The sequence below is a fragment of the Actinophytocola sp. KF-1 genome, assembly GCF_054661535.1.
On the sequence record NZ_BAAFVK010000022.1, the window covers coordinates 63,858 to 83,307 of the forward strand.

18 protein-coding genes are annotated in these 19,450 nt (G+C 72.2%); 9 read left to right on the forward strand and 9 right to left on the reverse strand.

What is annotated here, in order from left to right; translation table 11 throughout:
* The first annotated feature begins 55 nt into the window (after positions 1-55).
* Together ACYQ77_RS42725 and ACYQ77_RS42730 are read left to right on the forward strand one after the other, a co-directional pair.
* Positions 56-787, forward strand: coding sequence for an enoyl-CoA hydratase/isomerase family protein (locus ACYQ77_RS42725; RefSeq protein WP_459723032.1), 732 nt, complete (start codon positions 56-58; stop codon positions 785-787).
* A gap of 116 nt (positions 788-903) precedes the next feature.
* Positions 904-1,668 carry a putative protein N(5)-glutamine methyltransferase gene (locus ACYQ77_RS42730; RefSeq protein WP_459723033.1) on the forward strand — a complete coding sequence of 255 codons (765 nt, stop codon included), beginning with the start codon at positions 904-906 and terminating at the stop codon, positions 1,666-1,668.
* Positions 1,669-1,781: 113 nt separating this feature from the next.
* On the opposite strand, the gene ACYQ77_RS42735 is transcribed toward ACYQ77_RS42730, so the two are convergent.
* The 6 genes from ACYQ77_RS42735 to ACYQ77_RS42760 form a co-directional block, all read right to left on the reverse strand.
* Positions 1,782-2,492 (reverse strand): GON domain-containing protein, encoded by a 711-nt coding sequence (locus tag ACYQ77_RS42735; RefSeq protein ID WP_459723035.1) that lies wholly within the window; start codon positions 2,490-2,492, stop codon positions 1,782-1,784.
* A gap of 153 nt (positions 2,493-2,645) precedes the next feature.
* Positions 2,646-4,226, reverse strand: coding sequence for an asparagine synthetase B family protein (locus tag ACYQ77_RS42740; protein WP_459723037.1), 1,581 nt, complete (start codon positions 4,224-4,226; stop codon positions 2,646-2,648).
* 217 nt (positions 4,227-4,443) lie between these two features.
* Positions 4,444-4,935: a hypothetical protein gene (locus tag ACYQ77_RS42745; RefSeq protein WP_459723038.1), complete on the reverse strand. Its 492-nt coding sequence runs from the start codon at positions 4,933-4,935 to the stop codon at positions 4,444-4,446.
* A 12-nt stretch (positions 4,936-4,947) separates the two neighbouring features.
* The gene (locus tag ACYQ77_RS42750) at positions 4,948-5,658 is read right to left on the reverse strand and encodes a hypothetical protein (RefSeq protein WP_459723041.1); all 711 of its coding nucleotides are present in this window, start codon (positions 5,656-5,658) and stop codon (positions 4,948-4,950) included.
* On the reverse strand, positions 5,646-6,638 hold the full coding sequence (locus ACYQ77_RS42755) for a hypothetical protein (protein ID WP_459723043.1): 993 nt from the start codon (positions 6,636-6,638) through the stop codon (positions 5,646-5,648). The genes ACYQ77_RS42750 and ACYQ77_RS42755 overlap by 13 nt, the downstream gene beginning before the upstream one ends.
* The gene (locus tag ACYQ77_RS42760) at positions 6,635-7,252 is read right to left on the reverse strand and encodes a cupin domain-containing protein (protein WP_459723046.1); all 618 of its coding nucleotides are present in this window, start codon (positions 7,250-7,252) and stop codon (positions 6,635-6,637) included. The genes ACYQ77_RS42755 and ACYQ77_RS42760 overlap by 4 nt, the downstream gene beginning before the upstream one ends.
* Before the next feature lie 156 nt (positions 7,253-7,408).
* Here ACYQ77_RS42760 and ACYQ77_RS42765 point away from each other — a divergent pair, with 156 nt between their 5' ends.
* A complete protein-coding gene (locus ACYQ77_RS42765) occupies positions 7,409-8,176 on the forward strand; it encodes a class I SAM-dependent methyltransferase (protein ID WP_459723047.1) in 768 nt (255 codons plus the stop codon).
* Between the two features lie 110 nt (positions 8,177-8,286).
* On the opposite strand, the gene ACYQ77_RS42770 is transcribed toward ACYQ77_RS42765, so the two are convergent.
* Positions 8,287-8,772 (reverse strand): MarR family winged helix-turn-helix transcriptional regulator, encoded by a 486-nt coding sequence (locus tag ACYQ77_RS42770; protein WP_459723050.1) that lies wholly within the window; start codon positions 8,770-8,772, stop codon positions 8,287-8,289.
* A gap of 61 nt (positions 8,773-8,833) precedes the next feature.
* Here ACYQ77_RS42770 and ACYQ77_RS42775 point away from each other — a divergent pair, with 61 nt between their 5' ends.
* The 3 genes from ACYQ77_RS42775 to ACYQ77_RS42785 all read left to right on the forward strand — a co-directional run bounded on the left by ACYQ77_RS42775 (position 8,834) and on the right by ACYQ77_RS42785 (position 13,294).
* Complete coding sequence (locus ACYQ77_RS42775; RefSeq protein WP_459723051.1) at positions 8,834-10,060, forward strand: amidohydrolase family protein; 1,227 nt, start codon at positions 8,834-8,836, stop codon at positions 10,058-10,060.
* 7 nt (positions 10,061-10,067) lie between these two features.
* Positions 10,068-10,580, forward strand: a complete 513-nt coding sequence (locus ACYQ77_RS42780) for an AAA family ATPase (RefSeq protein ID WP_459723053.1) — start codon at positions 10,068-10,070, stop codon at positions 10,578-10,580.
* A gap of 113 nt (positions 10,581-10,693) precedes the next feature.
* Positions 10,694-13,294: a glycoside hydrolase family 97 catalytic domain-containing protein gene (locus ACYQ77_RS42785; RefSeq protein ID WP_459723055.1), complete on the forward strand. Its 2,601-nt coding sequence runs from the start codon at positions 10,694-10,696 to the stop codon at positions 13,292-13,294.
* A 48-nt stretch (positions 13,295-13,342) separates the two neighbouring features.
* On the opposite strand, the gene ACYQ77_RS42790 is transcribed toward ACYQ77_RS42785, so the two are convergent.
* Positions 13,343-14,848 (reverse strand): alpha/beta hydrolase, encoded by a 1,506-nt coding sequence (locus ACYQ77_RS42790; RefSeq protein WP_459723057.1) that lies wholly within the window; start codon positions 14,846-14,848, stop codon positions 13,343-13,345.
* Between the two features lie 195 nt (positions 14,849-15,043).
* Here ACYQ77_RS42790 and htpG point away from each other — a divergent pair, with 195 nt between their 5' ends.
* Both htpG and ACYQ77_RS42800 read left to right on the forward strand, forming a co-directional pair.
* A complete protein-coding gene (gene htpG, locus ACYQ77_RS42795; RefSeq protein ID WP_459723059.1) occupies positions 15,044-16,870 on the forward strand; it encodes a molecular chaperone HtpG in 1,827 nt (608 codons plus the stop codon).
* On the forward strand, positions 16,867-17,397 hold the full coding sequence (locus ACYQ77_RS42800) for a GNAT family N-acetyltransferase (RefSeq protein WP_459723061.1): 531 nt from the start codon (positions 16,867-16,869) through the stop codon (positions 17,395-17,397). The genes htpG and ACYQ77_RS42800 overlap by 4 nt, the downstream gene beginning before the upstream one ends.
* Here ACYQ77_RS42800 and ACYQ77_RS42805 read toward each other — a convergent pair.
* Entirely contained in the window at positions 17,382-18,275 is an 894-nt protein-coding gene (locus ACYQ77_RS42805; protein ID WP_459723063.1) for an SDR family oxidoreductase, read from the reverse strand. The genes ACYQ77_RS42800 and ACYQ77_RS42805 overlap by 16 nt on opposite strands.
* 85 nt (positions 18,276-18,360) lie before the next feature.
* Between ACYQ77_RS42805 and ACYQ77_RS42810 the strand changes: the two genes are divergently transcribed.
* Complete coding sequence (locus tag ACYQ77_RS42810; protein ID WP_459723065.1) at positions 18,361-18,936, forward strand: TetR/AcrR family transcriptional regulator; 576 nt, start codon at positions 18,361-18,363, stop codon at positions 18,934-18,936.
* Positions 18,937-19,450 lie beyond the last annotated feature (514 nt).

Below are 19,450 nucleotides of genomic sequence, written 5' to 3' on the forward strand. Positions count from 1 at the left end.
CGGCCGTACCGCCATCCGTCGCACCATTGTCCGCCCGAAAGGGCATGCTGAACCCGTGCTCGAGACCTCCGAACACGGCGACGTCGCCGTACTCACCATGTCCCGCGGTCCGGTCAACGCGCTGGACCTCGAGTTGCTCACGGCGTTCCCCCGCGCGTTGCACGAGGTCGCGGACGCGGCGGCGGTCGTGCTCACCGGCGCCGGACGCTGCTTCTCCGCCGGGGTCGACCTCAAGCGGATCGTCGACGGCGGCCCGGCGTACGTCGCGGCGTTCCTGCCCGCGCTGAGCACCGCGATGCTGGCGCTGTTCGACCACCCGCGCCCGGTGGTGGCCGCCGTGAACGGGCACGCGCTCGCCGGTGGGTGCGTGCTGGCCGCCGCGTGCGACGTGCGGCTCATGTCCGGCGGCACGATCGGGGTGACCGAACTGGCCGCTGCCGTGCCGTTCCCCACCGTGCCCATGGAGATCATGCGGCACGCGGCGGGCCCGGCCGTCGACCGGCTCGTGCTGACCGCCGAGAAGCTGCCGGGTGCGGAGGCGCACCGGATCGGCCTGGTCGACGAGCTGACCGACGACCTGATGCCCGCCGCCATCGCCCGCGCGACCGCGCTCGCGGCCGCGCCGCCCGAGGCGTACGCGCTCGCCAAACGGCAACTGCACGCGCCCGCGCACGAACGGATCGCGGCGCGGCGCGAACTGGATGATCCGGGCGTCGCCGAGCTGTGGAGCGCACCGGCCACACAGGAACGGCTGAGGGGTTTCCTGTCCCGGCTCGCGGCGAGGTAACCTTGCCGCGTCCGCTCGACGCCAGGAGGTGAGAACCATCAACGCTGTTGCAGGCTGGGTGCTCTCACCTCGTACGGCCTAGGAGAGCCGGGGAGCGCCCACAGCGAAAGGCGCTCATGACATCTGATCTCAGTACCGACGTCGTCGCGCGGCTGCGTGCCGCCGGCTGCGTGTTCGCCGAGGACGAGGCCAAGCTGCTGCTCGAGGCGGCCACCACCCCGCTCGAACTGGCCGCGATGGTCGACCGGCGTGCCGAGGGCGTGCCGCTGGAACACGTGCTCGGCTGGGCCGCGTTCCTCGGCCTGCGCGTGGCCGTCGACCCGGACGTGTTCGTCCCCCGGCGGCGCACGGAGTTCCTCGCCCGCCAGGCGATCCGGCTCGCCCGCCGCGGCGCCGTGGTCGTCGACCTGTGCTGCGGCTCCGGCGCGGTGGCCGCCGCGATCGCCGTGGCCGTGCCCGACGTGGACCTGTCCGCCGCGGACATCGATCCGGCCGCCGTCCGCTGCGCCCGCCGCAACGTCAACGGCGCGGTGTACGAGGGCGACCTCTACGACGCCCTGCCGACACGGCTGCGCGGACGCGTCGACGTGCTGGTGGCGAACGTGCCGTACGTGCCGTCCGCGGAGGTGGCGCTGTTGCCGCCGGAGGCCCGGATGTACGAGCCCCTGGTGGCCCTCGACGGCGGCGGCGACGGGCTCGACGTGCTGCGCCGCGTCGTGGCCGGGGCCCCGGAATGGCTCGCACCGGGCGGCCACCTGCTGTTCGAGATGAGCACCCGCCAGGCCCCGCTCGCAGCCGACCTGCTCACGTCGGCAGGCCTGACCGCAACAGTGACAACGGACGAAAACCTCGCCGCGACAGCAGTGATCGGCACCCACTGACTCGCGAGTCACGCTCGCAGGCACATCGAGTTGTACGTTTCGTGGAGGTCCGCGCGCACGAAACGTACAACTCGGTATGCGCGAGAGCGCGACTCGCGGGGTCCCGGGGCCGGTCAGGGCAGGTTGACGCAGGCGCGGCCGAGTAGCACGTCGAGCGCGTTGTACGGGCCGCAGGCGAGTTCCAGGCGGTAGGTCGGCGCGCTGGGGTTGTACGGGTTGTACAGCACGGGCGCCGGGTTGATCCAGCCGCAGAACCCGCCGCCGGTGAGGTCCGCGGCGCGGCCGTCCGCCCGCTCGACCGCCTCGCCGCTCGGCCCGTTGCCGCCGATGACGAACGTGTCGGCGAGCACGAACGCGGTGCCGGTGAGGTCGACGCGGCCGACGCCGGACGGCCCGCCGGTGCACGCCATCGCGACCCCGTACGGCATCGCGGTGACGGTGTCGCCGCCGTGCCGCAGCTGCCCGGTCGACGTCGCGAACGTGAGGTCCGCGATGTCGACGGTCAGCGTTGCCGGGTCGATTCGCACTTTCGAGAAAGTGGTGCGGACATCGCTCCCCGGCGACGCGCCGCCCGCGGTGTACTGGGAGAAGTTCTGGGCGTTCAGCGTGACGTACTCGCGGGGCGTGCCCGCCATGTCGTGGCAGTAGACCGGGAGGATCCGGGATTCGGTGACGAGGACGTAGTTGCCGTCGCCCGCCACCGGCAGCGCGGCGCGGATCTCCGCGCAGCTGCTGGGAAGCAGGCCTGGTGCGGCGGACGCGGGAGCGGCGGTGAGCACGGTCGCCGTCACGGCGATGACGGCGACGGAAATTCTTCGGAACATGGTTTGTTTCCCCATTTCTCGATGTACGGGACCTGGTCCGAAAGTAGCCGCGCGACAACTTCCCCGTAAATACGCTACCCGGGGGGCAGAAAACACGCGGAAATTCACGCGACCGAGTGGAAACGCAAGAAATGAGTGACGTTCTGTGCGTGGTCAGAGCCCGAACGAGCGCAGCCACAACTCCAACGTGAGCAGCAGCCACAGCTTGCCGCCCTGGCGGGGGAGGAGCGTGCCTTCCCGGCGCAACCAGGTCTCGACGGTGTCGGGACGGAACAGGCCGCGGGCGCGGGCGGTCCGGCCGAGGAGCAGGTCGTGGCCGAGGTCGCGCAGGGGTCCGTGCAGCCACTGCTGTACGGGGACGCGCATCCCGCTCTTCGGCCGGTCCACGATCGTCGCCGGGAGCAGGTCGCGGACCGCCTCCTTGAGGATCCACTTCTCGGCCGTGCCGTTGAGCTTGTACCGGGGTGGCACGCGGAACGCGTGGTCGATCACCGCGCGGTCGAACAGCGGGGCGCGGCCCTCGACGCCGGTGGCCGCCGTGAGCCGTTCGACCTTCGTGAGGATGTGGTGGGCGCCCTTCGTGCGCAGGTTCGTGTGCAGCAACTGGTTGAGCAGGCTCCGCATCCGGCCCGGGCGCAGGTACGGCGCCACGTGGTCGGTCAGCGGCGGCGCGCCGGCGAGGGCGTCCTGTGCTTCACGGGTCAGCAGCACCGGCAGGTCGCCGTGGCACTTGCGGTACGAGTCCAGGTACGCGCGGGCCCGCGCGTCCGCGCTCGCGTCGTCGCGGTGCAGTTCGAAGATCAGCATCGGCAGGTTCTTCGGGCCGCCGAACACCGGGTCGCCGCCCTCGCCGTTGAGGACCGCGGTCGCGCCGGTCGCCGCCACCGCCTCGGCCAGCAGCAGGTTCGGCACCGTCAGCGGGTCGCCGACCGGGCTGTCCAGCAACGCGACCGTGCCCTCCAGACGCGCGGCGACGGTGTCCCCGCTGACCGACAACACCGTGTGCTCGGTGCGGCAGTGCGCGGCGACGAGCCCGGAGTAGCCCAGTTCGTTGGGCAGGTCGGCGCCGAAGCTGATCGAGTAGGTCCGCACCGGGTGGTCGTGCAGTTTGGCCGCGAGCGCGGTCACCAGGCTCGAGTCGATGCCGCCCGACAGCAGCACGGCCGCCGGCTCGGCGTCGGGGAGGCGGCACGCGGTCGCCTGTTCCAGCAGCGCGCGGAGTTCGTCCGCGTGCGCCTCGGCGGGCCGGTCGTCGGCGATCTCCTCCGGTTCCCAGTACGTCCGGTCACCGTCGCGGGTGGTGACCCGGCCGGGCAGCGCCTCGTGGACGCCGCGCAGGAACGTGTCGGCGCCGGGGAGGTAGGCGAACGTCAGGAACGACGTGACGGCGGGCAGGTGCAGCCCGGTGTCGAGCGCGGGCCAGCCGCGCAGCGCCCGCAACGACGTCGAGGCGGCCCAGTGGTCGCCCGCGGTGGCGTGGAAGGCGGTCCGCGCACCGACGTGGTCGCGGACCAGCACGAGCGCACCGCGGTCGACGACGGCGAGCGCGAACATGCCTTCGGCGGCCGCGAGTTCGCCCGTGGCGTACGCGTGCAGCAGCACCTCGGCGTCGGTCGCGCCGGCGGGCGCACCGGTCCGCCGCCGCAGGTCGGCCGCGTTGAAGAGCGTGACCTCACCGACGGCGACGAGGTCCCCGGCCCGCACCGGCCCGACCGCGGGCCCGGTGCCAGGCACCAACCCGAGGGCGACCGAGTTGTCCACAGGCCCGCTATCGCGTGCCCCGGAACTGTCGGTCCCCGCGGCTAGGCTGGTGATCGGGGGGCCGGCGGCCGCCCCCACCACGATCGGCTGACCCCCCATGGCCGCGAGCTGCCCGGCCGCGTCCGGCCCCTGGCACGCCACCCACCTGGGCATCCTGCTCTCCGTTCACGTTGTCGAATGGCCGCGCGCGTCAGCCGAAGTCGCCGTCCGCGTCGCCGCCGTCGTCGCTGTCGTCCCAGTCGCTGTAGCCGCCGCTGTCACCACCACCGCCACCGCCGCCCGCGGACCCCGCGTCCTGCGCCTGCCGCCGCAGCGCTTCCTCCTCCGCGAGCGTCATCTCCGCGGGTGGCGGCGTCATCGACCCCAGCAGCACCCCGCCCGCCACCGCGGCCAGCACCACGCCGAGCCGCCCGCGGAACGACGTCCGGTTCACCGTCACCGTCCCGTCGCGCCACAGCGTCCGCCCGTACCCGACGTCCCGCGCGTACACCACGGACCCGTCCGCGTACGTGCGCTTGATGATCCGCTGCCCCAGCAGCTCGTCGGTGCCCGCACGGCCGCGGTTGTCGCGCCACCGCACCAGCCCGCCGTCCCGCGTGCGCCACTCCTCCCGGCCGTCGGCGTACGCGCGGTGCACCGTGCGGTCCGCGAGCAGCTCGTCGCGGTAGGGGATCTCAGCCACGGTCGTCCCTCCTCACGCGGTCGGCCAGGTCAGGAACCCGACCTCGCGGCCGGTCGTCCACCTCGGCCGGTGCGGGCGCACCTCGCGCACCAGCCGGTGCACGCTGCGCAGCAACACCGCCGGCCGCACGGCCTCCACCTCCGCGAACCGCCCGTCCGGGCCGCGGCCGTGCGTCAGGTGCAGCGCCGCGGCCTGCCGCCGGTTCAGCCCGAGCGGCGACACCCGCACCCCCGCGGGCATCAGCCCCGGCACGGCGAGCCCGGCCGCGCTCGCGTCGTGCAGCACGTGGATCGTGCCGTCCACCCGCGCCAGCATCGACACCACCCGGTCGTCGAGCGGCAGGTCGTCCACACTGAACACCGGGCACGCGGACTCCATCGGCAACCCGTTGGCGCGCAACATGTCCGCGACCGCCGCCGACTGGCACACCAGCAGCCTCGGCAGCCCGTAGTCGAACAGGTCCGGCTCCGGCGTGTGCCGGCCGGGCACGCCGGCCGGGACCGGCGGCGGCAGGAGACCGGCCACCGGCCCGAGCGCCGCCCGGAAGTCCGAATAGGACACCGGGGGCGCGACGGTGAACGGCAGCCGCCTGCCGACCCGGTGCCACGGCCGCAGCACCCGGCACAGCTCGTAGTACAGCTGCCGCTCGGTGAACCGCAGGCCGCCCGGTTCGGCCACCCGCTCGGCCGCGACCCGCAGCGCGCGGGCCATCACTCCGGCCATGTCATGAACCCCACTTCCGCCGCACGCGACCGGTCCCGGTCCACCCTCGTCAGCGCCCTGTCCACAGCGGACACCAGTTTCGCGGGCGGCACCGCGCCGACCGGCGACCACCAGCCCGCGGCGAGCCAGCCGCTCTCCTCACGGGTCAGGTCGAGCCCGTGCAGCTGTGCCGCGTCGACCTTCGTGCCGCGCAGCCGCGGCAGTCCCCGGCCGCGCAGCACGTGCGCGGGCCGCAGCCCCGCGTCGACGACCACCCGGCCGGCCAGTGCGGCCCGCGTCGCGGCCGCGAACCGCAGCCCGGGCACGCTCGCGTCGTGCAGCAGGACGACCGGCACCGCGGGCGGCACCGCGGCCGCGTTCGTCGCGAGGGCGAGCTTGTCACGCTGCGGCACGCCGTTCGCGACGAGGCAGTCGAGGACCGTGGTGTCCGGGCACACCAGCGCCGCCGCGGGCTGGGGGACGGCGGCCGGTGGCACGGTGTCGATCATGCCGGGCGGGCTCGTGCCGTAGACGTCCCGCCAGGTCGTCAGCATGCCGAGGAACCTGCTCTCGGACACGGGCGGCTCGATCTCCCTGCGGGCCGCCATGACCGGCCGCAGGACCATGAAGACGATGTTGGCCGCGACGAGGACGACCACCGCCGCGATGATCACCCCGGCGAGCGCGTCCCCGGACGGCTGGACGGCGACGCCGAAGACCACCACGAGGATCGTCAGCAGGACGAACGTGCCGCAGCCGCACCCGCTGAGCGGCTGGGCCGGTTCGCTCATCTTCTTGCGCGAGACGGCGTACCACAGCTGCCGCCGCGTGTACGACAGGCCGCCCGCGGTGAGCCGTTCCGCGTGCCGCCGCACCTTGAGGTCGTGCAGGCCGAGGCTGTTCGTCTTGGGGTCGAAGGCGAACCGGCGCTTGCAGTACGTGCACGTCGAACCGGTGCGCTGCCTGGCGAGCAGGCTCTTCGCGCAGTGCGGGCAGATCACGGCGCACCGTCCACTCTGGACGCGAGGCGACGGAGCCCGCTCGCGACGCGCTCACGCCACGTCGTCGTGCGGTCCGGCGTGCGTTCCGCCAGCGCCAGCAGCGCCTTCGCCAGCTCCACGGCGCCGCGCCGGTCGGCCTCGGCCGCGGTGATCGCGTAGTCCTCGTGGTCGATGCCGAACCCGGTGTTGGCGGCGAGGATCAGCAGTGGCGTGCCCGCCCGGTTGCCGAACGAGTGGGGCATCATCGCGGGGATCCGCACCATCGTGCCCGGCGTGAGGCGCAGGTCGACGGCGGTGTCCCGGCGCTCGTCGAACAGCCCGCACGACGCGTGCCCGAGGCTCAGCACGAAGTGCTCGCCGCCGTGCGCGTGCGGGGTGAACGCGCTGTGCGGGGCGACCACGCCGAGCTTGTACGTCGCGTTGCTCGGCCGGTCCGGGGACGTCCGCGCGTCGCCGACGAAGTAGTGCGCCAGCTGCCCGTCGTCGATGAACCGGAGGAGTTCCTCGTCCGTGCCGAGCGGCCGCGCCCCGGCCGCGTCGGTCACCGTGCACGTCCCGTCCGCGCCGAACCGGTACACCTCGACCCCGGCCGGCAGTCCCGCCACCTCGCTCACGCCGTCATCATGGTCGATCGCGCGCGGGAACGGTCCCGTATCGACAAGGTGGCACACAGTGTTCATGCACCCATCGATCGTGTGATGCTTCCCCCGATTCGGCGGTACAGCACCCGGTGCCCCGCTCCTACGCTGCTGTGCGTTGGAGGTTCGCCGGTGACCAGTACCGAACAGGGCAGGCGCAAGTACGACGCGCTCGCCGAGCGCTACGAAGAGATCTACTTCTACGTCGCCGACCTGGGCCGAGAGCTGGTGTCGCGGGCCGCGCCCGCGCCGGGCGCGCGGCTGCTGGACGTCGGCGCCGGCCGCGGTGCCGTGGCCAGGGCCGCGCTGGCCCGCGGCTGCGCGGTGACGGCGGTGGACGCGTCGGCGGGCATGGTGGCCCGGCTCGCGGCCGACCACCAGGAGATGCTGGTGCTCCAGCAGGACGCGGGCGCGCTCCGGTTCCCGGACGGTTCGTTCGACGTGGTCACCGCGGGGTTCGTGGTGCAGGTGCTCGACCAGCCGGAGGTGGCGCTGGCGGAGTTCCACCGCGTGCTCGTGCCGGGCGGCATGGTGGCGCTGTCACTCGAACGGCAGACGGTCGGGCGCCTCGGCTGGCTCCACGACCTGAACCGCGAGTACTTCGGCGGCGGCGGTGGTGGCGACCCGCTGACCCCGGAACGCTTGGACGAACTGCTCGTCGGGGCGGGCTTCGCCGACCCGGAACGCACGGTCGTCACGGTCCCGAAGCACCTGCCGAGCCCGGCGGCGCTGTGGGACTGGCTGGCACTGCAGGGCGTCCCGGAGGCCCTGGACGCCCTCCCGACCCCACAGGCCGTCGACTTCCGCGAACGCTTCTTCCGCGGCGCGGAGGACATGCACCGCAACGGCGGCATCACCCTCGAATTCGCCGCCACCCTCCACACCACCACCCGCCCCTGACTCGCGAGTCTCGCTCGCAGGCATACCGAGTTGTACGTTTCGTGCAGGTGCCGATGTGCACGAAACGTACAACTCGGTGTGCGCGAGAGCGTGACTCGCGAGGTTCGGGGTCAGGGGTGGGTGTGGGCTGTGATGGGGCGCAGTGCCTCCGCTGCCTGCGTGATGGCTTCCGGGGGGACTGCGGCCAGTACGCGTTCGTGGACTTCCACCGAGGTGGCCATGGCTTTGTCCGTCAGTTCGGTGCCGGTGGCCGTCAGGTGGACGTAGCGGCTTCGCGCGTCCTTCTCGTTCTGTTCGCGGGCCACGTAGCCTGCCGCCGACAGGCGTTGCAGGACGTTGCTCGTGCCGCCCGACGTCAGGTACAGCGACTTCGCCAGTTCGCTCGGGCGCAGTCCGCCGCCCGCCCTGCGCAGAGCCGCGAGCACGTCGAACTCCGCGTACGTCAGGCCGAGGTCGCTCAGTGCCGCCTTCATCGCCTGTTCGAACACCAGGCTGAGCCGTGCGACGCGTTTCGCCAGCGCCAGCCGGGCGACGGCCTCGGGGGCCATCCCGGCCGCTGCCCACCGCTCGGCCAGCCCGTCCACGTCGTCCCGCACACGCGCAGCCTACCGCTGTCCTGATTGCTTTCTAGAAAGCTTTTGGGATAACCTTCGACGCATGGCACTGCTCATCCGCGGCGGCACCGCCGTCGACACCGATCCCGTCTCCGTCCGCCGCGCCGACGTGCTCGTCGAGGACGGCCGCATCGCCGCCGTCGCGCCCGGGCTCGCCGCGCCCGACGGCGCCGAGGTGGTCGACGCGACCGGCACGCTCGTGCTCCCCGGCTTCGTCGACACCCACCGCCACACCTGGCAGGCGGGCATCCGCGCCGTCGGCCCCGACCTCACCTTCCCCGGCTACCTCGACCTCGTCCTGACCACGCTCGCGCCGCGCTACCAGCCCGTCGACGTGCACGCGGGCACCCTCGCCGGCGCGCTCGAGTGCCTCGACGCCGGCATCACCACCCTCGTCGACTGGTCCCACATCCAGCACACGCCCGACCACACCGACGCCGCGCTCGACGCGCTCGGCGAGGCGGGCATCCGCGCCGTGTTCGGCTACTGCGTCAGCCAACCGGACGTCGCCGCCGCCCGTCGCGTGCTCGACCGCACCGGCGGTCTCGTGACCATGGCGATGGCGCCCTACGGCCCGGAGATCGTGAGCGAGGAGCAGGCGCTGCGGGAGTGGCGCGTCGCCCGCGAGCTGGACCTGCCCGTCACCGTCCACATGGGAGGCCACGGCGCCGCGAGCGCCGAGCGCGGGCTGGACTTCCTGCGCCGCAACGGTTTCCTCGGACCGCGCACGAACTACGCCCACGGCAACAGCTACTCCGACGACGCGCTCAGCGCCATCGCCGACAGCGGCGGCACCATCGCCGTGTCCCCGGTCGTCGAGGCGGAGCTGGGCCTCGGCGCGCCGGTCACCGCACGCGCGGTCGCGGCCGGTGTGCCGACCGGGCTCGGCGCCGACACCGTCGTCAGCGGGCCGGGGGACATGTTCAGCCTCATGCGGAGCGCGTACGCCTTCGCGCGGCTCGACGGCACGGGCTTCACCACCCGTGATGCGCTGCGGGCCGCCACCGTCGACGGCGCGAAGGCGGCCTGTCTCGACGACCTCGGCTCGTTGCGCCCCGGCAACCACGCCGACCTCGTGCTGCTGCGCACCGACCTGCCCGCGCACGACCCCGTCGGCGCGATCGTGCTGTCCCTGGACACCCGGGCGGTCGACACCGTCATCGTCGGCGGGCGGGTCGTCAAGCGCGATGGACGATTTGTTGACGCTAAGTGGACAAAAGCCACTGCGGAGCTGGCCGCGTCCGCCGATCGGGTGGTAGCCACGGCATGATTGCCGGGTGCTCGTTGTGTTCGTCGGCCGGCCGGGCACCGGCAAGACGACACTCGCCCGCCTCACGGCCGCCGAGTTGAGAGCCGCCCACCTGCGGATCGACGCCATCGAGGCGGCCGTCATCCGCAGCGGGCTCGCGAAGCCGCCGCTCGGTCCCGTCGGTTACGTCGTCGCGCACGAGGTCGCGGCGTCGTGCCTGGCGGCGGGCACGCCGGTGGTGGTCGACGCGGTCAGCCCGGTGCCGGCGGCCCGCGCGGGCTGGCTCGGGCTGGCCCGCGCCTCGGGGGCGCCGGTGCGGATGATCGAGGTCGTCGTGTCCGACCCGGCGGAGCACCGCCGCCGGGTCGAGGAGCGGCGCAGCGACGTCGACGGGCTGGTCGTGCCGACGTGGCGGCAGGTCACGGCGGTCGCCTACGAGCCGTGGGACCCCCGGCGGGACGGGCCGCGCCTCGTCGTCGCCAACGACGGGTCGCCGGACGAGGCCATGCATCGCGTGCGGGCCTACTTGAGCACAATTTAAGCAAACTTTCGCAGAACTCGTACGAAAGTCTTGTCTGGAACCGACACATCCGGTACCCCTTGAACAGGATCCGCACAGAAGCGGTCACGTTTCAACAGAGCGTGGGGTTGCCGATGAAGTCGTCCCTTGTCACCGCCGCCACGCTCGCCGTGGCGCTGGCCGCCGCGTTACCCGTCCCCGCGACCGCCGCCGCACCCGATCGCTGGACCGTCACCGGCCCGGACCGGGCCCTGACCGCCCAGGTCGCGCTCGACGGCAGCGGCACCCCGACCCTGAGCGTCAGCCACCGCGGCACCCAGGTGCTCGCCCCCGCCCCGCTCGGCCTGCACACCACCGGCGCGGACCTGTCGAGCGGCCTGCACCTGGTCGGCGACCGCACCCGCACGGTCGACGAGCGCTACACGATGACCACCGGCAAGCGCCGCGAGCGGGCCACCACGATGACCGAGCGGCGCCTGTCGTTCGCCGGGGACGGCGGCGCCCGCATCGACGTCGTGCTGCGCGTCGCGCCCGACGGCGTCGCCTACCGGTACGAACTGCCCGCCGCCGCGGAGATCACCGGCGAGGCGTCGGCGTTCACGCTGCCCGCCGAGGCGCCGGCGTGGCTGCTGCCCTACAACGCCTGGTACGAGGCCAACCGCGTCGCGACCACGGCCGGCGGCGCCGCGGCCGCGGACTTCGGCAACCCGTCGCTGTTCCAGGTCGGCGACACCTTCGCGCTGCTCACCGAGTCCGATGTGGACGGCCGGTACGCCGGCATGCGGCTGCGGCACGCGGCTGGCACGTCCACCTACCAGGTGGTGCTCGCCGACCCGAAGGTCACCGCCAAGCAGACACCGTGGCGGACCGCGATCATCGGCGACCTCGGCCGTGTCACCGAGTCCACCCTGGTCGACGACCTCGCGACCCCGGCGAGGTTCCGCGACACCTCGTGGATCCACACCGGCAAGGTCGCGTGGTCGTGGCTGTCGGAGCACCAGAGCCCGTCGGACTTCGAACGGCAGAAGGACTTCGTGGACTTCGCCGCGCGCAACGGCTGGTCGGCGGTGCTCGTCGACGAGGGCTGGAGCGCCGACTGGGTGCCCGCGCTCGTCCGGTACGCCCGCGCCCGCGGCGTCGAGGTGCTGCTGTGGTTCCACTGGAACCGGCTCGACACCGCCGAGAAGCGGGACACGGTCCTGCCGATGGTGAAGAGCTGGGGCGTGCGCGGCGTGAAGATCGACTTCATGGAGTCGGACTCGCAGGCCCGCTACCAGTGGTACGACGCGGTGCTCGCGAAGACCGCCGAGCTGCACCTCATGGTCAACTTCCACGGCTCGACCATCCCGCACGGCCTCGCCAGGACCTGGCCGCACATCATGACCATGGAGGGCATCCGCGGCGCGGAGAACTACCCGCCCGCAGCGAACAACCCGGTCCAGGCGTTCACCCGCAACGTCGTCGGCTCGATGGACTACACGCCGGTGTCGCTCGACGTCGGCACGCACGAGGCGTCGGTGGCGCACGAGATCGCGCTGCCGGTCGTGTACGAGTCGGGCTGGACGCACTACGCGGACAAGCCGGAGGCCTACGAGCGGTACCCGGAGGCGCTGCGGTTCCTCGACCAGGTGCCGTCCGGCTGGGACGAGACGCGGTTCGTGGCCGGGCACCCGGGCGAGGGGACCGTCCTCGCGCGGCGGTCCGGGAACCGCTGGTTCCTCGGCGCGATCTCGGTCGGGGCCGCGCGCACGGTGACCGCCCCGCTCGGCTTCCTCGGCGGCGGTCAGTGGACGGTCGAACTGGTGCGGGACGGCGCCGCCGACCGCGGTGACGTCGTGTGGTCGCGGCAGCGGGTGCGCGCCGGGAGCACGCTGTCGGTCGACGTGCCCGCGAACGGCGGGTTCGCCGCGATCCTCTGCCAGGCGTCGTCGTGCTCGACGCCGCTGCCGGACGTGCCGTCGAGCGCGGTGACCGTCACGCCGTCCACTGTGGACGCGGCGGTCGGCGAGACGGTCGAGGTGACCGGCACGTTCACCCTCGCCGAGGGCACCGCGAAGGACGTGCGGTTCCGCGCGGCCGCGCCGGAGGGCTGGCAGGTCGACGGGCCGGTGCTCACCCGCGACCGGATGACCGCCGGCCAGTCGGTGACCGGCCGGTGGACCGTCCGGGTCGGGCAGTCGCGGGGCTACGTCGACGTGCCGGTGTTCGCGGAGTTCCGGGCGCCGAACGGGTTGTGGTCGTCACAGGTGCACGTCGAGGAGGCCGTGCGGGTGTTCGTGCCGCCGCCCCCGCTGACCGGCACCCCGTACGTGAGCGACCTGACGTTCGTCAGCGAGACCAACGGCTGGGGCCCGGTCGAACGGGACCGCAGCGTCGGCGAGTCCGCGGGCGGTGACGGCAACCCGATCACGATCGGCGGCGTGGTGTACGAGAAGGGCCTCGGCACCCACGCCCCCGCCGCGATCCAGGTCTACCTCGGCGGCCGCTGCACCACGTTCACCGCGGCCGTCGGCCTCGACGACGAGACGACCGAGCCGGGGTCGGTGGCCTTCCAGGTCCTGGCCGACGACACCGTCGCCTACGACAGCGGCGTCCTGCGCCCGGGTCCCGCGACCGCCGTGACCGCGGACGTGGCCGGTGCCCGGATGCTCACGCTGAGGGTGACCGACGGCGGCGACGGCAAGAACTTCGACCACGCCGACTGGGCGGACGCCCGCCTGAGCTGTCAGGGGTGACAGGAGGAAGGCGGGGGCCCGGCGATCCCGGGCCCCCGCCGCTCATCGTCAACCCAGCCGGTACGGACCCACCTGCGGGTGGACCGGCCTGGTCTTCGTCACCGTCGAGCCGGCGCCCGGCACCTCGGTCGCCGGGCAGCGCAGGCCCCACCGCGGCGGCTTCAGGTCGATCAGGTAGTCGTCGACCGCCTTGTTCACGCAGTCGCTCGGCCCGCCGTTGCCGTACGCGGTGTGGCCCCAGCCCTCGTATGTGATCAGCCGGGCGCCGCTCTGGTGCGCGGCGGTGAGGTTCCACTCGTACACGGTCGCCGGGTCGTGGACGTTGCCGATCATCACGAGCGGCGGCGCGTCGTCGATGTCCAGGCGCCGCTGCGGGTTCGTGGTCTCGGTGCCGCTGCCGACGCACGTCATGGCGTGGTCGACGTAGGGCGACCACTCGACGTTCGGGAACGCCCTGGACAGCTTGCTCCGCAACAGCTTGTAGTGGCCGTGGTTCTTGACCGGGTAGTTCCAGTCGCTGCACCAGATCGACGGGTACGGCACGTTCGTGACCTCGCCGAACGACACGGTCCGCGTCGCGGTGCCGTCACGCAGGTCGGCGAAGTACGTCGCGAGGTCACCCCACGAGGACGGGTACATCACGCTGAACGCCGAGGACGCCAGGTCGTAGAAGTCGATCGGCCGCCCGTCCGGGCCGGTGAGCGTCCCCGCCCTGGCCTTCTTCTTCAGGTCCGCGTACACGGCCTTGGTGTCCTTGCCGTACAGCGCGCACGCCGGCGTGGTGTCGCACCACCGCGCGAACTCGGTGAACCCGCGCTCGACCGGCGCGGTCTCGCTGCGCATGAAGTCCCACGCGGTCCGCAGGCTGTGGTCCATGTTGCCGTCGGTGACCATCGCGCGGATCCGGTGCGGGAACACCTCCGCGTACTGCTGGCCCATCAGGCTGCCGTAGGAGTAGCCGACGTAGGTCAGCTTCTCCTCGCCGAGTGCCGCGCGGATGGCGTCCATGTCGCTCACGGTGGCGAGGTTGTCGACGTGCTCCGCGAGCCCGCCGGAGTTGGCGCGGCAGCTGTCGTGCAGTGCCCGGTTGACCGACGCCAGGTGGTCGAACTCGGCCTGGTTCGCCGGGTGCTTCGCCTCCTCGGACCGCTGCGCGAGCTCGTCGTCGCACCGGAGCTGGGAGGAGCTGGCGATGCCGCGCGGGTCGAAGCCGACCTGGTCGAACCGCGCGTTCACGGCGTCGGTGAACACGTCGCCGTACTTCACGGTCTCGACGCCGGAGCCGCCCGGCCCGCCCGGGTCCATGAGGATCGAACCGATGCGCGCCGCCGGGTCCTTGGCCTGCCGCCGCGCCAGTCCGATGTGGATCTTCTCGCCGGCCGGGTTCGCCCAGTCGAGTGGCACCTCGATGGTCGCGCAGTCCACGCCGTCGGCGTCCGGGCAGGGTTGCCAGTCGATGGCCGGTGCGGCCGCGGCCGTGCCCGGCGCGAGCACGACCCCGGTGGCGACGAGCGTGCCCGCGACGAACGCGAGCAGCCTCCGCTTCTGCGTCATGTGGATCCCCCATCGCATGATCAGCACTCTGTGTGCTCACCATGATGCCCTGAGTTGCCGTTCGCCGCCACGAACCAGGTCAGCGCCCCCGCGGGCCCGCGGGAGGAAACACCCGCGGGCCTACTCCTGCGGTGACCAGCCGGTCGCGGCACCCGTAAAATCGACCGGTCAACCACGTCTGAAAGGGGGATGCCCGTGACCGCGCAGGTCGAGACGCTCGAGTTCCAGTCCGAGGCACGCCAGCTGTTGCAGCTGATGATCCACTCGGTGTACTCGAACAAGGACACCTTCCTGCGTGAGCTGATCTCGAACGCCTCGGACGCGCTCGACAAGCTCCGGCTGGAGGCCTACCGCGACAAGGACCTCGAGGTCGACACGTCGGATCTGCACATCGAGCTCGAGACCGACCCGGTCGCTCGCACGCTCACGGTGCGCGACAACGGGATCGGCATGACCCGCGACGAGGTGGTCGCCCTCATCGGCACCATCGCGAAGTCCGGCACCGCGGAGTTCCTCGCCAAGCTCAAGGAGTCGAAGGAGAACCAGTCCGACGAGCTGATCGGGCAGTTCGGCGTCGGCTTCTACTCGAGCTTCATGGTCGCGGACAAGGTCACGCTGGTGACCCGCAAGGCGGGCAGCGGCGAGGGCGTGCGCTGGGAGTCGACGGGCGAGGGCACCTACACGGTCGAGCCGGTCGAGGACGCGCCGCAGGGCACCGCCGTCACGCTGCACCTGAAGCCGGAGGACACCGAGGACCGGCTCTACGACTACACGGACAAGGCCAAGCTGACCGAGATCGTCAAGCGGTACTCGGACTTCATCACCTGGCCGGTCCGCCTCGGCGAGGACACGCTGAACTCGATGAAGGCCCTCTGGGCGCGCTCGGACGCGACGGAGGAGGAGTACGCCGAGTTCTACAAGCACATCAGCCACGACTGGCAGGACCCGCTCGAGTCGGCCCGGCTGGTCGCCGAGGGCACGTTCGAGTACCAGGCGCTGCTGTTCCTGCCGGCCAGGGCGCCGTTCGACCTGTTCATGCGGGAGCGCAAGCGCGGCGTGCAGCTGTACGTCAAGCGCGTGTTCATCATGGACGACTGCGAAGCGCTGATGCCGGAGTACCTGCGCTTCGTCAAGGGTGTCGTCGACGCGCAGGACCTGTCGCTGAACGTGTCGCGCGAGATCCTGCAGCAGGACCGGCAGATCGAGCGCATCCGGCGGCGGCTCGTCAAGAAGGTGCTGCAGACGATCAAGGGGCTCCCGGAGGAGAAGTACCGGACGTTCTGGGGCGAGTTCGGCAAGGCGCTCAAGGAGGGCCTGCTGGACGACACCGAGAACCGCGAGGCGATCCTCGAGATCTGCTCGTTCGACTCCACCCACTCGGCGGAGGAGCAGACGAAGCTGGCGGGGTACGTCGAGCGGATGAAGGACGGCCAGGAGGCGATCTACTTCCTGACCGGCGAGTCCCGCACGGCCGTGGAGAACTCCCCGCACCTGGAAGCGTTCCAGGCCAAGGGGTACGAGGTGCTGATCCTCACCGACCCGATCGACGAGATGTGGGTCGACGCGGTCGGCGAGTTCGACGGCAAGAAGTTCCAGTCCATCGCCAAGGGCCAGGTGGACCTGTCCGACGAGAAGGACCCCGAGCGGGAGAAGGAGTTCGAGGGCCTGCTCACCTGGTTGAAGTCCACTTTGGACGAGCAGGTGAAGGAGGTCCGGCTCTCGACGCGCCTGACCACGTCGCCTGCGTGCATCGTGGGCGACACCTACGACCTGACCCCCACGTTGGAGAAGATGTACCGGTCGATGGGGCAGGCGCTGCCGCCGATCAAGCGCATCCTGGAGCTGAACCCGGAGCACGAGTTCGTCGTCGCGCTGCGGGACGCACAGGCGGCGGGCAAGCCGGACCTGGCCGAGGTGGCGGAACTGCTGTACGGCATGGCCCTGCTCGCCGAGGGTGGCGACCTGGCCGACCCGTCGCGCTTCACGAAGCTGATGGCGACGAGGTTGTCGAAAACCCTGTGATACTGCGACGTTTCACCGCGGCGGACGTCGAGCTGCTGGCAAGCCTGCACGGCGACCCCGCGGTGATGCGGTACATCGACGCGCCGGAGTCGCGGGCAGTCGTCGAGTCGTCGACGCTGCCCGCGATCCTGCGCGAGTACGACGAGCTGCCCGCCGGCATGGGCCAGTTCGCCGCGGCGGCCCCGGACTTCGTGGGATGGTTCGCGTTGAAGCCCGCCACGAGCACGGGCCTGGACCCGGGCGACGTCGAGCTGGGTTACCGGCTGCTGCCGTCGTACTGGGGGCGGGGCCTGGCCACCGAGGGCGCCCGGCTGCTGGTGCGGCGGGCGTTCGCGGAGCTGGGGTTGCCACGCGTGGTGGCCACGACGATGGCCGTCAACACGGGGTCGCGGCGGGTGCTGGAGAAGGCCGGGCTGCGGCACGTGGACACGTTCCACGCGGACTGGCCGGACCCGCTGCCGGGGGCGGAGGAAGGCGACGTGGTCTACGCGCTGACCAGGTCGGAGTGGCTTCAGGCCGCGAAGTAGTGCCCGAGGTCGAGGTCGGCGATGAGCCCGGGCTCGGCGGGCGTCCACCCCAGCAGCTCGCGGGTGCGGGCGCTGGACGCGGGGTTGTCCGTGGCGACGATCCCCGCGAGCCACCCGAAATGCGCCCCGGCCTCCTCGGCGGTGATGCTCTCGACCGGCAGGCCGAGGTGCCGCCCGATCGTCTCGGCGACGAGCCGGAGCGGCACCCCTTCGTCGTCGACGGCGTGCAACCGCGCCCCGGCGGGCGCCTTCTCCAGCGCCAGGCGGAAGAGGTGCGCGGCGTCGAGCGTGTGGACGGCGGGCCACCGGTTGGCGCCGTCGCCGACGTATGCGGACCGCCCGGCCCGCCGCGCGGCGTCGATCATGACCGGGATGAACCCGTGCCTGTCCAGCGAGCTGTGCACGGTCGGCGTGAGCCGGACGACCGAGCTGCGGATCCCCCGCCCGGCAAGCCCGGCGACGAGGTTCTCGGAGTCGGCGCGGGACCCGCCGGGACGGGTGACGTCCTCGGTGCGGCCGACGCCGGCGATCAGCAACGTCCCGGAGGTCCCGACGAAGGGCTTGCCGCTGCCGGCGAGCCCGTCCGCCATCGCCCGCACGGCAGCGAGATCGGCGTCGATCGCGGCGGCGTACTCGCCGGTGACCATGAGGTCGTGCTTGAAGGCGAGGTGGACGACCCCGTCAGCGGTCGCCGCCGCGTCCCGCAGTGAGCCGAGGTCGTCGAGGTCGCCGCGCCTGACCTCGGCGCCCGCCGCGAGCAGGGCCTCGGCGGAGGCGTCGGAACGGGCGAGGCCGACGACCTGGTGTCCGGCCTTGAGCAGTTCGGGAACGAGAGCGGAGCCGAGGTGCCCGCTGGCCCCGGTGACGAAGACACGCATGGGAGATCCTCTCAGTCATGACACTTGGTGTCGTCATCGACGCTAGCACTGATGGCACCAAGTGTCATCCCGTAGGCTGGGTCACATGGCGAGATGGGAGCCCAACGCACAGGAGCGGCTGACGCTGGCGGCGCTGGAGCTGTTCGTCGACCAGGGCTACGACACGACGACGGTCGCGGAGATCACCGAACGGGCGGGACTGACGAAGCGGACGTTCTTCCGGCACTTCGCGGACAAGCGGGAGGTGCTGTTCGCGGGCCAGGACATCCTGCTGAACCTCGTCACGGAAGCCATCGCGAAGGCGCCCGCCGCGGCGCGCCCACTGGAAGCGGTGCAGGCCGCGCTGGAGGCGGCGGGTGAGGCGGCGTTCGGGGAGGAACGCCGGGAGTTCGCGCGGCAGCGCCAGTCGGTGGTGGAGGCCAACGACTCGCTGCGGGAGCGGGAGCTGTTGAAGGGCGCGAAACTGACGGCGGCCATGGCGGAGGCGCTGCGTGCGCGCGGGGTGGCGGACCTGGCGGCCCGCCTCGCGGCGGAGGTCGGCAACCTCGCGTTCGTGACCGCCTTCGGCCGGTGGGTGGCCCCCGCGTCCCGGAAGGACTTCGGCTCACTGGCCCGAGAAGCCCTGGAAGACCTGCGAAAGGCGACGACCGCACTGCGGTGAGGGTCGGTTCGCACCCGGTCCGAGGGGAAGCGCTACCGCAGTGAAGGACCTTTCAGCACTTGGGGCAGCCACCCCGCGTCGAGGGCGGCGAAGCCGCCCCGCGCCAAAGGCGCCGAAGCCCGGCCGAGCGAAGGGCGGCGAAGCCGTCCGGGGCCGAAGGTGCCAAGCCCCACCCGGTGGTAAGGGCGGCGAAGCCGCCCGGCGCCGAAGCCCACCCGAGCGAAGGGCGGCGAAACCGTCCGGCGCCGAAGCCCACCCGAGCGGAGGGCGGCGAAGCCGTCCGGCGCCGAAAGGCGCCACCCCCGTGGGGAAGCCGAACCTGTGGGATGCCCCGGTATTGGTTCGGTGGTGGTGGCGGGCAATGGGGCGGGCAGGCGTCAGCCTGCCCGTTAGGGCCTGTCTTAGGGTGGCGGAGGCTCGCGGGTCAAGGGTTGCGCAGCAATCCGGCGGAGCCGGACGCCGAAGAAGCTTCTATGTCAAGCCGCGGCAGCATGGTGGTGTTGGTGCTGGTGGT